Annotated in this window: 11 protein-coding genes; 7 read left to right on the forward strand and 4 right to left on the reverse strand. The window is 38.5% G+C overall.

Annotated elements, in window-relative coordinates; genetic code table 11:
- The coding region (locus tag HDC90_RS15965; protein ID WP_184468094.1) for a transposase at positions 1–162 on the forward strand (162 nt) is incomplete at its 5' end.
- Positions 163–336: 174 nt separating this feature from the next.
- Positions 337–1,689, forward strand: a complete 1,353-nt coding sequence (locus tag HDC90_RS15970) for a PhoH family protein (RefSeq protein WP_184468096.1) — start codon at positions 337–339, stop codon at positions 1,687–1,689.
- Positions 1,690–1,704: 15 nt separating this feature from the next.
- On the opposite strand, the gene HDC90_RS15975 is transcribed toward HDC90_RS15970, so the two are convergent.
- Positions 1,705–2,097: a hypothetical protein gene (locus tag HDC90_RS15975; RefSeq protein ID WP_184468098.1), complete on the reverse strand. Its 393-nt coding sequence runs from the start codon at positions 2,095–2,097 to the stop codon at positions 1,705–1,707.
- A gap of 17 nt (positions 2,098–2,114) precedes the next feature.
- The gene (locus HDC90_RS15980; RefSeq protein WP_184468100.1) at positions 2,115–3,326 is read right to left on the reverse strand and encodes a TCR/Tet family MFS transporter; all 1,212 of its coding nucleotides are present in this window, start codon (positions 3,324–3,326) and stop codon (positions 2,115–2,117) included.
- 363 nt (positions 3,327–3,689) lie between these two features.
- Here HDC90_RS15980 and gyrA point away from each other — a divergent pair, with 363 nt between their 5' ends.
- From gyrA to HDC90_RS15995, 3 genes are all read left to right on the forward strand, one after another.
- Complete coding sequence (gene gyrA, locus HDC90_RS15985) at positions 3,690–6,281, forward strand: DNA gyrase subunit A (RefSeq protein ID WP_184468102.1); 2,592 nt, start codon at positions 3,690–3,692, stop codon at positions 6,279–6,281.
- 26 nt (positions 6,282–6,307) lie between these two features.
- Complete coding sequence (locus HDC90_RS15990; RefSeq protein WP_184468104.1) at positions 6,308–7,396, forward strand: lipopolysaccharide assembly protein LapB; 1,089 nt, start codon at positions 6,308–6,310, stop codon at positions 7,394–7,396.
- 103 nt (positions 7,397–7,499) lie between these two features.
- A complete protein-coding gene (locus tag HDC90_RS15995; protein ID WP_184468106.1) occupies positions 7,500–8,645 on the forward strand; it encodes a lipopolysaccharide assembly protein LapB in 1,146 nt (381 codons plus the stop codon).
- Between the two features lie 132 nt (positions 8,646–8,777).
- Here HDC90_RS15995 and HDC90_RS16000 read toward each other — a convergent pair whose 3' ends face one another.
- Complete coding sequence (locus tag HDC90_RS16000; RefSeq protein ID WP_184468109.1) at positions 8,778–13,583, reverse strand: RecQ family ATP-dependent DNA helicase; 4,806 nt, start codon at positions 13,581–13,583, stop codon at positions 8,778–8,780.
- 177 nt (positions 13,584–13,760) lie between these two features.
- Here HDC90_RS16000 and HDC90_RS16005 point away from each other — a divergent pair, with 177 nt between their 5' ends.
- Both HDC90_RS16005 and HDC90_RS25760 read left to right on the forward strand, forming a co-directional pair.
- Positions 13,761–14,462: an endonuclease V gene (locus tag HDC90_RS16005; RefSeq protein WP_184468111.1), complete on the forward strand. Its 702-nt coding sequence runs from the start codon at positions 13,761–13,763 to the stop codon at positions 14,460–14,462.
- Positions 14,463–14,525: 63 nt separating this feature from the next.
- Complete coding sequence (locus HDC90_RS25760; RefSeq protein WP_184468113.1) at positions 14,526–14,678, forward strand: PLD nuclease N-terminal domain-containing protein; 153 nt, start codon at positions 14,526–14,528, stop codon at positions 14,676–14,678.
- A gap of 27 nt (positions 14,679–14,705) precedes the next feature.
- Here the strand turns inward: HDC90_RS25760 and hemF are convergent, their stop codons facing one another.
- Positions 14,706–15,620 (reverse strand): oxygen-dependent coproporphyrinogen oxidase, encoded by a 915-nt coding sequence (gene hemF, locus HDC90_RS16015; RefSeq protein WP_370576641.1) that lies wholly within the window; start codon positions 15,618–15,620, stop codon positions 14,706–14,708.
- Positions 15,621–15,692 lie beyond the last annotated feature (72 nt).

The following is a 15,692-nucleotide window of genomic DNA, read 5'->3' on the forward strand; positions in this document are numbered from 1 at the left end:
ATCCAGTCACATTATCTGTATATCCTTAACTTCTTTATCAACAGAGCAACAAACGCTTCAGCAGAATCTTTCAATGCCAAGATCAAAGCTTTTAGAGCAACCTCTAGAGGTGTAAGGGATATTAAATTCTTCTTATTCAGATTGTCGAAAATATATGCTTAAAACATCCCCCCCAACTTTTCCGCTTGATCCTTTGTTTGGCCTCGCAACAAAGCCTTTCTTCAGCTCGCCGCCGAGTAGCGATCGCATCAGATAATAGCTTAAATTTCTAAACATTTTAGAAATATCATTAAGGGAATTTGCTTTATTTAATCCCTAAAATATTAAATTTACCAAATGGCCAAAAAAGGTAAATCAATCTCCAATCCGTCAAAAAAGATATTCGTTTTAGATACCTCGGTTATTTTATACGATCATGATGCGATAAATAACTTCCATGAGCACGATGTAGCCATTCCCATTCAGGTTTTAGAAGAGCTCGATAATTTTAAAAGCGGCAACGATACCCGAAATTTTGAGGCCAGAAGTTTTATCCGTCTCATTGATGAAACTTCAAAACAAAAACTGATCAGCGATTGGATTTCGCTAAAAAGTCCAGGATCAGGAAAATTTAAAGTAGTTTTAAATGAAAGGCCACTAATCACAAATGCAGAAGAAGTGTATGGGAAAGGCAAAACAGACCATAAGATTTTAAATGCAGCATTAAGTTTAAAAGAAGAATATCCAGATAAAAAAGTAGTGTTGGTATCGAAAGACATCTGCCTGCGGTTAAAAGCAAAAGCTCTGGATTTAAATGCAGAAGATTACGAAACAGGTAAGATTAAAAATGTAGATGAGCTTTACGCCGGGAAGACAGAACTTATAGATTTTCCAATTGAGATTATTGAGGAAGTAAAAAAACAGCCTTTTATTGATGCTGGCGAGATCGAATTACCGCCAAAAAACGCCAATCACTTTTATATTTTAAAGAATAAAAGAAAAACTGCAAACGTATTTTATAACAATAGTTTAAAAACCATTTCTGCGGTTTCTACCGATGCCATATTCAAGATCAAACCTAAAAATATTGAACAGGCTTTTGCCATACATGCGCTGCTAGATCCCAACATTAAACTGGTAAGTATACAAGGAAACGCCGGAACAGGTAAAACTTTGCTGGCTCTGGCAAGTGCTTTAGAGCAACGCAAAAATTTCAGGCAGATCTATGTTACCCGACCGATTGTTTCCCTGAGCAATAAAGACATCGGTTTTTTACCAGGCGATGCCAAATCGAAAACAGACCCTTTTATGGCACCTATCTGGGATAACCTGCGGTTCATTAAGGAGCAATTCATTGGTGATGATAAAATGTCGGAAAAAATTGATGAACTGATTGTAACCGAAAAAATAGCGATTGCACCATTGGCTTTTATCCGCGGAAGAACCCTCACTAAAATTTTCTTTATTATTGATGAGGCACAGAATTTAACGCCTCATGAGGTTAAAACAATAATTTCGAGGGCAGGAGAGCATACCAAGATTGTTTTTACCGGTGATATTTACCAAATTGATACGCCTTACCTCGACTCGGAAAGTAATGGACTTTCCTACCTGATTGAAAATGCAAAGAATCATCCGCTTTATGCGCATATTACCCTGCATAAAGGCGAAAGGAGCGAATTGGCTAATTTGGCCAATGAATTACTTTAAGTCGTCATGGTAAGATTATTTAACTCTTTTCATTCTGATGTCATTAGGATTTGATGTTAGAGGAAAGCCTCTATGCATAAAATAGTAATCATTTCTTATGTTTTTAATTTGTATAATCCAATCACCTTTTTTTATAAATGATAAACCTTTTCCTCTGGTATTTCTCTCGAAAAACAAAGTAATTGTATGCTCGTCAGGAAATTCTGTATTACACAATTGATCCGTAAACTCAGTTGTCACTAAAGCCTTATATTTTGCATTGACTTTATAGATCTTAATTTTAAAATTCGCTTGATAATTTACTGTATACGTTCCCTCCCAGTCAACTACTTTATCTTGAGCACAACATTTATTTTCAATAATAAATAAGGAATAAAATAAAAATGTAAATAGTATTATTTTTTTCATAAAAGAGTAAGTTTTGGTTAATGATACTTCTGCAACGCCCTAATAGCGATAAACAATCCGATTAAAGTTAAAACTGCGCTAAGGATAAACGGTGCGCCTGGAAAATAAACCGGTGCTTTCCCTTCTATAAAATAAGCAAATATATGTGTCATTACCCAAGGCGCAAATATGGCTGCTAAACTCTGTAAACCAGTTAAAACACCTTGCATTTCGCCCTGTGCATTCGCAGGCACCTGATTGGAAATAAGCCCCTGCATAGCAGGCCCGCCGATTCCGGCCAAACCATAGGGGAGCATAAAGGCAAACATCATCCAGCCTTTTGATGCAAAAGCGAAAGCAATAAAGCCGATTATATACAAAACGAGACCAAAATAAACGGCCTTCTTTTCTCCGATTTTTGGTAAAATGATCCTGATTAATCCGCCCTGAACAATGCCGATAACCAAACCCACAAATCCTAACGAATAACCTACCCATGCAGCATTCCACTTAAATTTTTCCATGGTATAAAAGGTCCAGTTAGACTGAACCGAATGACTGGAAAAATACAATAAGAATAACGTAGCCATTAAGCCGGCTAATGCCGGATATTTACCAATACTCCGCAACGAGCCAATGGGGTTTGCTCTTTTCCAGTCAAACGCCCTCCGTTTTTCCACTGGTAGCGATTCTGGTAAGATAAAATAACCATAAAGCCAGTTAATTAAAGATAAACCTGCAGCAATCATAAAAGGGACCCGGGTACCAAAATGACTAAAAACACCACCTAAAACCGGGCCTAAAATAAATCCAACACCAAATGCAGCACCAACAAGGCCGAAGTTTTGTGCTCTTTTTTCAGGAGGTGAAACATCAGCAATATAAGCTTGTGCGGTTGTAAAACTAGCCCCTGTAATCCCAGCAATAATCCTTCCTACAAATAACCAAATAATGGAAGGAGCAAAGGCTAAAAAAATATAATCGATACCTAAACCGAACAAAGAACTTAATAATACTGGTCTTCGTCCGTACCGATCGCTCATCGCACCAATAATTGGAGAGAATATAAATTGTACCGATGCATAAGCAAGTGTGAGCCAGCCACCATATTCTGCGGCCAAACCAAAGCCGCCACCAGTAAAATCCTGTATAAGTTTTGGTAACACCGGAATGATTAGCCCAAAGCCTGTAAAATCGATCAGGAGGGTAACCATAATAAAACTCATTGCAGATTTCTTTTCATTTGCCATATAAAACAAAAGTATCAGAATTACTCAAGAATGTAAATTTTAGTTCTCTACAACCTATCAGGTTTCAAAAAATCTTGGAGCGGTAATAGGCAGCAGACCACCACTCGCGTAGCAAGCTACATTTACAAAAAAAATTACCAGACCAATCAGACAAACTTGGCACGTCTCAAAAAGTTACAAAGTTGAGATCAAAAAACGCTTAAACTAGCCTTCACTAACTTAAAATCATATTGGGCGTAAAAAACCTATAACAAAGGTCAAAACTTTTCCACAATACCTTAATTCGCCTAAATTTTGTTAAATTCGCAAGGTTATAGTAATACCCTTTTTTAATATCGTTTTAAGTAACGAGAATAATAATTTATGGCAGAAGATTTAGAAAATCAACAGAACGACAAAATCATTCCAATTAACATAGAAGAGCAGATGAAATCGGCTTACATTGATTACTCAATGTCGGTAATTGTATCGAGGGCCTTGCCTGATGTACGCGATGGATTGAAACCGGTACACCGCCGTGTTTTATATGGCATGCTCGATCTTGGTGTAACCAGTAATAAACCACATAAAAAATCTGCCCGTATTGTAGGGGAGGTTTTAGGTAAGTATCACCCTCATGGTGATGCATCTGTATATTTCACCATGGTTCGTATGGCTCAGGATTGGAGCTTACGTTATCCAATGGTTGATGGACAAGGAAACTTTGGTCACATTGATGGTGACTCTCCGGCTGCAATGCGTTATACTGAGGCACGTTTTTCGAAAATTGCTGAAGAAATGCTTGCCGATATCAATAAAGATACGGTAGATTTTCAGTTAAACTTTGATGATACCTTACAAGAACCAACTGTTTTACCTGCAAAAATCCCTAACTTATTGGTTAATGGATCTTCTGGTATTGCGGTAGGTATGGCTACCAACATGGCACCTCACAACTTAACCGAGGTAATTGATGGTGTGGTAAACTATATCGACAATAGAGACATTACGATAGAGGAATTAATGAAGTTTGTAAAAGCCCCAGATTTCCCTACTGGTGGTATTATTTATGGTTATACCGGTGTAAAAGAGGCTTTCGAAACAGGTCGCGGCCGTATCGTAATGCGTGCAAAAGCAGAAATCGAGAACATTAAAGACCGTGAGGTAATTATTGTTACCGAAATTCCTTACCAGGTTAACAAAGCACAGATGATTGAGCGCACCGCCGAATTGGTTGGTGAGAAAAAACTTGAGGGTATTTCTAACATTAAAGACGAATCGAACAAAGATGGTATCCGTATCGTTTATGAAATTAAACGTGATGCAAATGCTTCTATCGTTTTAAACAACCTCTATAAGTATACCGCATTACAAACTTCTTTCAGTGTAAATAACATTGCATTGGTAAAAGGCCGTCCACAAATGTTAAATCTTAAAGATTTAATTGTGCATTTTGTGGATCACCGTCATGATGTGATTGTTCGCCGTACCAAATACGAATTAGCTGAAGCTGAAAAACGTGCACACATTTTAGAAGGTTATTTAATTGCTTTAGATCATTTAGATGAAGTAATTAAATTGATCCGTGCATCTGAAACACCAGATGAAGCCCGTTTAGGCTTAATGGAGAAATTCGGACTGAGCGATATTCAGGCCCGTGCGATTTTGGATATGACGCTTCGTCGTTTAACAGGACTAGAGCGTGATAAGATCAAAGAAGAGTATGCCGAATTAATGAAAACCATCGAATACTTGAAATCTATTCTGGCAGATGAAGGTTTACGGATGAAGATCATCAAAGATGAACTTGAAGAAGTTAAACAGAAATTTGGTGATGAGCGTAAAACAACTATCGTTCACTCGGCCGAAGATATGAGCATGGAAGATTTCATCGATGATGAAGAAGTGGTCATCACCATCTCTCACGAAGGTTATGTAAAACGTACTCCAGCAACCGAATTCAGAGCGCAGGGTAGAGGCGGAAAAGGATCTAAAGGCAGTACTTCAAAAAATGAAGATTTTATAGAGCACATGCTCGTGGCTACAAACCACAATTATATGTTGTTCTTTACCGAAGCCGGAAGATGTTTCTGGTTAAGGGTTTACGAAATTCCTGAAGGTTCGCGAACCAGTAAAGGAAGAGCGATCCAGAATATTATCAATATCCCGAAAGAGGAAAAAATTAAAGCCTATATTAAGGTTAAAAACCTTAAAGACCAGGAATACTTAGAGAACAATTTCATTATTATGTGTACTAAAAAAGGTACCATTAAGAAAACTTCTCTTGAGGCGTATTCACGTCCACGTGTAAATGGTATCAATGCCATCAACATTAATGAGGGTGATGTACTGTTGGAAGCTTGTTTAACCAATGGCGAAAGCGAAATTGTGATGGCATTACGCTCAGGAAGGGCAATCCGTTTCAATGAAAAAACAGTTCGTCCGATGGGCAGAACGGCTACTGGTGTACGCGGTGTTAGGCTCGCGCACGATGAGGATGAGGTTGTTGGCATGATTGCTGTAAACAATCCGGAAGTTACCGTGTTAGTAGTATCAGAAAAAGGATATGGTAAACGTACAGATATTGAAGATTACCGCGTAACTAACCGCGGTGGTAAAGGGGTAAAAACAATTAATGTTACTGAAAAAACCGGACAATTAGTTTCGATTAAAGACGTTACAGATAGCGAAGATTTGATGATCATTAACCGTTCAGGCATTGTAATCAGAATTCCGGTGTCAGCATTAAGGGTAATGGGCCGTGCCACTCAAGGTGTTCGTTTGATCTCGCTAAAAGGTGACGACGAGATTGCATCGGTAACCAAAATTGATCACGAAGAGGACGAAGAAGAAACAGTAGATTTAACTGATGTTGTAGTTACAGACGGTGAAGAATTAGAAGCAGATAACACTCCAGAAGTTGACGATACGGAAGAAGAGGCTGATTCAGATAACGAAACGGAAGAAGAAAATTAACTAAAAATAAGATTAGAATAAAAATTATGAAAAGAGTATTTCTAAGTATAGTTCTAGCAGGTGCGGTAAGCGCTGCATTTGCTCAGAAAAGTGAAGTAACCGCAGCAAAAAACGATTGGGGTTTGTTCCAGTTAACTTCTTCAAGTGCATCAACGCCATTGGCGAAGAAACTTGAGTCGTTAGCGAAAGGGTTGGCTCACACAGATAAAGCTATTGCTGATGAAAAATCTAAAGTAATGCCTGAAGCATGGTCTTATCGTGCTTTATTTGCTTCTTCTGCAGCAATTTTAGATTCAACAAGCACTGCAAACGCTGATGCAAATTTGAAAATCGCTCAAGAAGCTATTGTCGAAGCAAAAAAACTGGATACTAAAGGTACTGAGAAAGATAACATTAATTCAGCTGAAATCAATATTAGTAACGCAGTTAGAAATGGCGGTGTAATTGCTTACAATAAGAAAGATTACAAAACTGCTTATGCAAAATTCGTAGCAGCAACAGTGATTAATCCAAACGATACTGCGATGTATCTAAATGCGGGTATTGCGGCAAGGCTTAATGAAGATTATCCAAATATGATTACCCAGTTCAAAAAAGTAATCTCTTTGAATTCTCCACAGTCTAAAGATTTATATTCTGAGATTATCTCAACTACATTAGCTAAACAAAAAGATACAACCGCTGCTTTGGCTATTATTAAAGAAGCAAATGCGAAATTCCCTGATAATACCGACTGGATTAAAACTGAGACTCAGATTTATATTGATAGGGGTGATGCAGCAAAATCTGAGCAAATGTTAGTGGCTTTAGCAACAAAAGAACCTAACAATGCTAACTATCAGGTTTTATTAGGTAATATCTATTTCAGTCAGGCTTTAAAATTACAGGCTGACAGAAATAAAATTGATCCTAAGAAAGTAAAAGAATTTAACGAAGTAACAGCCAAAATGAATGCATTGTTAGATAAATCTCTTCCTTTTTACAAAAAAGCTTTAGAGGTTGATGCCAAAAACCAGGGTGCATTAGAAACCCTGAAAACGATCTACGCTTTTAGAAATGACACTAAAAATTACGAAGACATCAAGAAACGTTTAGATGCATTGCCTAAACAATAATTCTGATACCGATTTAAAAAAAGAGCCCTGAAATTTCGGGGCTCTTTTTTTTATGTTTATTTTTATGGTTTATTACGTACGGTTTTACCACATTATTTATCTTATGCAAAATTGCTTTAAAATATTATTAATTGCCTTAATTTTCGTCTCTTTTAATGCTGTGGCCCAAAAAACTCAAATCCTTATTGCCAGAAATGCTGTGGGTAAACTGCAAGCATCTATTGCCAATAAAGAAGATGAGAAAAAGCAACTTGCTATTATAAATGAAGGTTTAAAGTCAATTGAGTCTGCAGAAAAAGATAATAAAACAAAAAACTGGGCCGAAACCTGGTCAATAAAATCTTACTTAATGTCATTTGCTGCATTAATAGATACCGATCCCAATAATGCAACCAAATTTTACGATAATGCCATTGAGGCTGTTGCCAAAGCAAAATCACTTGATCGCTACAATGACAATGGGGGACTTATTAAGGCATCAGAGCACAACATTCTGATTAAAAAGCAAGATAAAGGCAATGAAGCCTACTTTAACAATGAATTTAAAGAGGCGTTTGCAGACTTAAAAGAAGTATCAGATAATTTTCCAGCCGACACCACTTTAGCATTAAATACCGCAATATGCGCGTTAAACATTCAGTCATATGATGAATCTTTAACTTATTTTAAGCGTGCTAAAGAAAACGGCATTAAAAACCCGTCTGTTTTTCAGAAAATGGCTCAGATGTATGTCGTTAAATCAGAAAACGAAACAGCAATTAAAACATTAGAAGACGGGCTCGCGCTTAATCCATTCAACCGTTTTTTAACGAACGATTATATCAATCTTTTACTCGATACCGAGAATTACAGTAAAGCACAGGGCTTAATTGAAAATAACTTAAAAGTAGAAAAAGGAAGTAAACTACTATATTTTCTTTACGGTTATCTGCAACAAATTGGCGGAAATAATGCTACAGCAATTATAGCTTATGATAAAGCATTGTCTACCGATCAGAATTATTTTGACGCGCTATACCAATTGAGTCTAGCTTATATCAATACAGCCAACGAGACCCTGAGTAAAAATGAAGCAGATAAAGCTGCTAAGTATAATGGACTAATTAATCGCGCGCAGTTCGCATTGCAACGTGCAAATGAAATTAATCCGAACGACAAAAAAACAGTTCAGTTACTGATCGATATCTACACGAAAAAGAAAGCTACCGACAAAGTTCAGGAGCTTAACCGAAAACTTCAGGAACTCTAATTTACAGTTTTTTTTAAGTGGAATAGGGTTGTATTTAAAGATACAACTTAACATAATATTAATTATAAGACAAAAACATAACGCATTTTGCACAATAAAGAATGCAGGGCCCATACCATAAAAACAGTGTACTTATACCTTTTGCAGCAACAACGACGGCAAAATGATCTTAGATTCTTTTTGTTTGGCTTCGTCTTTCCAGTACACTACAAAATTTATCCTGGCAGCAGTAATTTTAAATCCCTGATCGAAGCGCTCCTGTAAGATTGCCCTGAATTTTTGAGAATATTTAAGAATGAGTTCACCCTGGGTATTGGTCAGACCTTCTTGTGATGGCTGCAAAGATGCGCCGCTAAAAAGTGAGTTGACGCGGTATTGTACATATTCGAAATAGCCCAGTTGCACATCTCTAAGGGTGAGGTGCATAGATATCTGTTGCGGCTCCAGGTACAGGTTTTCATCTTCAGTATAAACAAGCCCTTCTGTAGAAAAAGGCTGAAGATACTGGCCCTGGTAGTGTATGCTAAGCTTGGTTTTAGCTCTGGTAATGGCTACATAAAATTGCCGTTTGTGCTCATCCGTAAGTGGTTTAAAATGCTGCAATAAAAGGTATATGTTGTCAAACTCTTTGCCTTTGGCTTTATGAATGGTAGAAGTGTATATCATTACGGTATCAATATCCAGGAAGTCTTCTACTTTAGATTCAAAAAGAAAAGCCTTCCAGTCACTCTTATATTTTCTGGCTGTATTCACTTCTTCAAATGTACGGATGGCAGCAGCAGCCAGGTTTTTCTGTTCACTGGTGTGAATATGTTCCATTAAACGTCGCTTGGCATCAATCCATTCTTCTTCGGTTACCAGCGGGCTGTCTGCATAGCTATCAATCATATCGGAGAAAAAACGCAGCTCGTACAGATTGCAGAGGTTAAAGCCATCGTTTGACTGGATAAGCCTTGCCTGTACCCCTTGTTGCAGGAGCAGACCACAGAGCAGCATGGCCTCGTCGTTGGTTTGGGTGAGTACGCAGGTAGACCCGGATAGTTCTGCCTTGCTTATAATTCCAGCCAGTGGAACGACAATGTGGTTATGAGCATATTGCGTGATGTAAATAGGCCCATTTTGATGTTGGCTGGCAAAGCAAGATTCGGTTTTGAGCCGATGGCTGATGGTGGCGGCCCATTGGTTGGCCAGCGATACAATATTGTTTTTACTGCGGTAGTTTACCGTAAGCTCGTACTTAATTGCATCTTTTTCGGTAATAAGTGCTTGCATATAGGCTGAATCTGCCCCGCGAAACCCATAGATATTCTGGTCGTCGTCACCAACCAATATTACCCGCATATCTTCATTTTGCTGCATCAGAACCTTTACCAGGTCATATTCTTCCCTATTCATGTCCTGCGCTTCATCTACCACCAACACGGATTTGGTGATCCTGAAGGGTTCCATCTCGCCAGCATTTATTTTCTCCACTGCAGTCTGTATAATATTTTCAGATTCTGTAAGGCTTCCTACTCTACCTAACAGATCAAAGCAATAAGAATGAAAAGTTTTGATTTCGGTATAATGGGCTGCATTGCCAATCAGTTCCATCAGTCGTTTTTTAAATTCTGTGGCTGCTGCTCGTGAAAATGTAAGCATCAGCAACTGCTCATGTTTTACATCCTCGGCCATCAGCAAGGAGGCCAGTTTATGTACCAATAGCTTTGTCTTGCCACTACCAGGCCCGGCAGCCACTACAATGTACTGGCTGCTGGTATCGTTAATGATCTTTAATTGCGTTGGCGAAAGCGCACCAAATAATTTCATGAATTTTGCAGGCGTGAGGGTGCGTTTTATTTCATCCTGTCGGCTTCCTGGGAAATATTTAGATAGAAAAGAAGGATAGTTTAATTTGAAATAATCGTCTACAAATTTTAGCGCTTCGTTATAGTTACGGATCATTTTTTGGGCATATTCCCCAACGATATGGATTTGCTGTACTTTTTGCTGATAAAACTGTTTTAACTTGTCGTAGTCACTTTCTTTATATTGTATGCGGTTGTTCTTTTGAATGCGCTCAATGGTGAGCTTATTATGTACAACCATGAAGCCACCTTCGATCTTTATGGCTCCTATGCGCGACAGGTAAAAAAGGCTGTCTTCGACATCATCGATATCAGTATGTATAGAAAACATGCCTTGCTCCTTCTCAACCATCTCTTTAAGTTCCTGTACCGAAAACTCGATCAATACTTCTTCCTGCTGATTATCGGGTGCGACTAGTGCTACTGCTTTTTTGTGCAGGTACTCCGTAATCATCCTGGCGAGTAAATGCCGTTTTTCCTGCTTTTCGCGAAAGGTATTTTTGTCTACCAATAAACCAATTTGGATATGGTTCTTTGTGTGTTCAAGACTGCGGCGATTGATCCATTTTTTTATCGCCCAGAAATTAATAATGGTCTTTAACTGGTTAAGCGAGCTGTCTTTGATGTCTGATTTCAAAAATACCTCAATGATCTCTTTTAAATAGTAAGCAGCTTCTTCGTTTTTTAACTGCGCCAATAAAAGTTCTTCCTGTTTTCTAAAGCTTTCTACTATGGCTAATGATCTGCTGACAGATTCTGTTTTCTTAATAAAAGCGGTCAGATCTTTGGTATGGGCGAGTATATTTTCATCCCGCATTAACTCAATTGCCCGGATTACATGCTCTTTGTTCATGCCCAGCTGATCGGCTATATAATCTACTCTCGACTCAGCCACTTCGTCTGTAGACAATCTTTTACTTTTGCTGGAAAACAGTTTTTTAATAATGCGCACTGCTTGATCCCGCTGATTTTCAGAAAACTTTTCTGATGCGTTGATCCGCGCTATCGCCTCTTGCGCATTTTTACTCAGGATACTGGTGGCAAAAACCCGTGGCATATTTTGCCCTCGCCTTAAATAGCCGGCATCTTCCAGGGCAGCAATAGCAGTGGTCACCCTGGTTTCAATCTCACTAATACCATCGTCCCAGCCTGCCTTCCTGGCAATCTCCAATGCTGAATTGGAAGCCTTATCCCTCGACCTGGTTAATTCCTTTATAGCTTTCCATACCTGGTTAATCTCTTTACTGCTAATTTTGGTTTGATTGAGCAGGATGAAATGTTTGTCCAGATCTTCCTCGTTAAATAGTACGAAACACTCGGCCTGTAACTGTTCATCACGTCCTGCCCTTCCCGCCTCCTGCACGTAATTCTCCAGTGAGTCCGAAATGTCGTAATGGATAACCACACCCACATCACTTTTGTCAACCCCCATGCCAAAGGCAGAAGTAGCCACCATAATATTGACCTCACCATTCATGAAGGCATTTTGATTTTGCGACTTCTCGTCTTTCTCCATCTTGCCATGATAGGCTTTGGCTACAAATCCATCACTGGTTAGCTTTTGAGCTAACTTCCTGGCCCTTTTCGTACGTGACACATATACAATGGTAGGACAATTCTTTTCTTCAATGATGTTCCTTAGCTGATTGTATTTTTCTTCCTCATTATCCCGCTGGTATACCCGGTAATGCAGGTTGGTGCGCGAAGCATCAGCCCGGAATACCCTCAAATCGAGTTGTAATTTCTCCTTGAAATAAGACCGGATATCTTCAATTACCCTTTGCTTTGCGGTAGCCGTGAAGCATGACACCGGAATGGTATGATCGAGCCCTTTCTTTTGCTGGAGATTTTTGATAAAATCTCCAATATACAAGTAATCTACCCGGAAATCCTGCCCCCAGGATGAGAAACAATGTGCTTCGTCAATCACAAACCTAGCGATCTTTCTTTTGAGCAACAATCGTTCAATAGTAACTGAACGGAGCGATTCAGGCGAAATATAAAGTAAGCTTGCATGTCCATTTTCAATGCGTTCAATGGCTTTTTGCCGATCTACCGGATTTAGCAACCCGTTGATGGTAACCGCTTCTGTAATATCTTTCTTCTCGAGATTATCTACCTGGTCTTTCATCAAAGACTGTAAGGGCGCAATTACCACTGTTAAGGCTTTTGCATTTTCACCACTCATCAATGCAGGTACCTGGAAAGTAATAGACTTACCGCCTCCTGTAGGAAATACAGCCAAAATTGATTCGCCCCGGATAGCTGCCCTAACGGCATCTTCCTGCAGCGGTTCATCACCATATTTGCGGAAGCCTGAAAAAGTGAAATGCTTTTTTAAAGCCAGCAGCGGATCATGGGCACGACTGCAGTAATCGCATCCCTCCAAACAGGGATTGTTCCGCATCATGAAAAGCAGACGCTCTACATCGGGGTAGTTTTTTAATACCCATGGTGGAGTAATAGAGAAACGATCATCACAATGAAGCAAGGCTAAAGTATAAGCCAAAGCAACAGGAGTTGTATCTATAAAATGATCGAGTTCACTTTCTTTGCAAATCTTACCTTGAAATAAGGTAATGATATTGGTCTTCAGCTGTTCTTTATTCACTTGTGGGGAATAATCAAAATACCTGAAAAAATTATCAAAGCCGGTTTGATCCCGCAAAAGACCATATAAGATCAACTTAAATGTATCATCAAGCGTTCCAAAAGCGCTTAATTCATCGTAAAACAGATCTCTAGCTTTTTTTGCATCATTTAAAGGATTGTTTCTTTCTTCTGTTTGAACTTTATCATCTTTGAGCAGGCGATGATAGGGCTGCCTCGGAAACAATAAAGGCGATAATAGCAGCGTATCGATAGCCTTATCGAGACCCCATTCAGTACGACCAAAATGCCTCTGCAGGTAAGCCAGATCGTGTGCCACAATATTATGTCCGCAAATAAAACTGCACTGTCCGATAAACTGTGCAAATTCTTCGGGTTGGTTTTTATGAAAGCCTGCCCCATCCGACAAAATACAGCCGATATCAAGCAACTGCTTGCCTGTAGCATTTAGTTCTATATCAAAAAAGGCTATATCGGTCATTTTCAAGACAAAATCTGGTATATACCCCTAAAATACTTAAAGTATTGAAATTTAATACTACTTTCCTAGTTATTACAATTATAGCATTGCTAAAAAAATTAAACCCACACGCTGATGGTTTAACTGTTGCAATTAGGTTTAATCAAACAATTTACAGCATTAACTTGTACTAAAACCATGTATGATCATTTTAGCTTCGAAGATGCAGCCGCTTACCAAGTTGAATTAGCCAAACAGTTAAAGTTTCAATCACTTGATAAAGTCCAAACCATTGCCGGTGCAGATATTTCATTTAATAGAAACAGTACAACCATGTATGCTGGAATAGTGATCTTAACTTATCCTGGCATGGTTTTAAAATCATTTGCTTTAGAAACTTATGAAACCAGTTTTCCATATAAAGCCGGATTTTTAGGCTTTAAAGAAGTTCCTGCATTATTAAAAGTTTGGGAATTGATTGTAGATAAGCCAGATGTTGTAGTGTTGGATGGAAATGGAATTTTGCACCCGAGACGAATGGGCGTTGCTTCGCATTTTGGCATTTTGGCTAATCAAGCCACAATCGGCTGCGCAAAAAGTCTTTTACACGGAAAAAATCATGAGCCAGAAAATGCCAAATATAGTGCTACAGAAATTAAAAATAATGCAGGCGAAATGCTTGGCTTTGCACTGAAAACAAAAATCAACTGCGCGCCTGTTTATATTTCTGCCGGACATTTAATTACGCAAGAAAAAAGTCTTGAGGTGATAAAAAAAAGTATCAGAAATTATAGAATCCCTGAACCAACCCGAATGGCCCATAATGTTGTGAATGATTTTAGAATCGGAAAACTGAAAGCTGGTTTTCATGAGATAGCGCCATCTTTAACCTTGTTTTAAAATTGACTATATTTACGTATGAACGCTTATTTAATAATTCTCGCTATTGTCGTAATGCTCATCATGTTAGTAAATATTTACGTTATTTTAGACATTTCGAAATTTCCATACAGCAAAAGACGTCAAAAATGGATGTGGACCAACGTAGTATTGTTTTTACCACTTTTCGGTTCTCTAATTTATTTTTTGATCGGAAAGAAAACACTCAGCGAATGAAACTTAACGGTTTCTTAGTGATTTCATTTAAACCCAGTTAATCCCTTTTTTAAGCAGCTGCAAAGTTTTATATTCTTCCGAATCTACTGCTGGCTGAACATTATAGCCCCAGTTGGCCTGTGGTGGTAAACTCATTAAAATAGACTCGATCCGGCCATTGGTTTCTAAGCCGAATTTTGTTCCGGAATCATATACCAGGTTAAATTCTACATAACGGCTACGACGCTGATATTGCCATTGTTTGTGTGCTTCGGTAAATTCTTTATCCCGGTTACGATCAATTAATTCGGTATAAATGGGCAAAAATGTTTCGCCAATATTAATGGAGAAATCCAGAATCTGTTCCCAAGACAGATTGGTGTTTTCAGGCTTTAGTCGGTCGTAAAAAATACCGCCAATACCGCGGGTTTCTTCACGGTGCTTAATAAAGAAATAATCATCGGCGTGTGTTTTGAATTTTGGATAAAACTCAGCACTGAAATCGTCGCAAGCCTGTTTTAGTTTATGGTGAAAGAAACGGGCATCGTTTTCGAACACGTAATGTGGTGTTAAATCAATACCTCCACCGAACCAGCGTGTTTCTTCGTTCAGTTCAAAGTAGCGGATATTCATGTGGATAATCGGAACCAATGGATGATTTGGGTGAATCACAATTGAAACTCCAGTAGCAAAAAAATCATCTTCTGTTACATTAAAGGCTTTTTTTACCGCTTCAGGCAACTTACCATGTACAGCAGAGAAATTTACTCCACCCTTTTCGATAATTGCACCATTTTGCATAATCCGGGTACGTCCGCCTCCCCCACCATCTCTTTCCCAAAGCTCCTCTTCAAATTTCCCTTTGCCATCGGCAATTTCCAATCCCCTGCAAATTTCATCCTGTATTTGCTTGTACCGTGCTGCTACTTCTTCTTTAAACATGATGATTTTTTCTATTTCCATACAAATTTAAAGGTATTAAAGCAGCAATATTGATTTATGTTTAGATAGTACATTTTGTTGACATTGCTGTTA

Source organism: Pedobacter sp. AK013, from assembly GCF_014205835.1.
Lineage (GTDB): Bacteria > Bacteroidota > Bacteroidia > Sphingobacteriales > Sphingobacteriaceae > Pedobacter.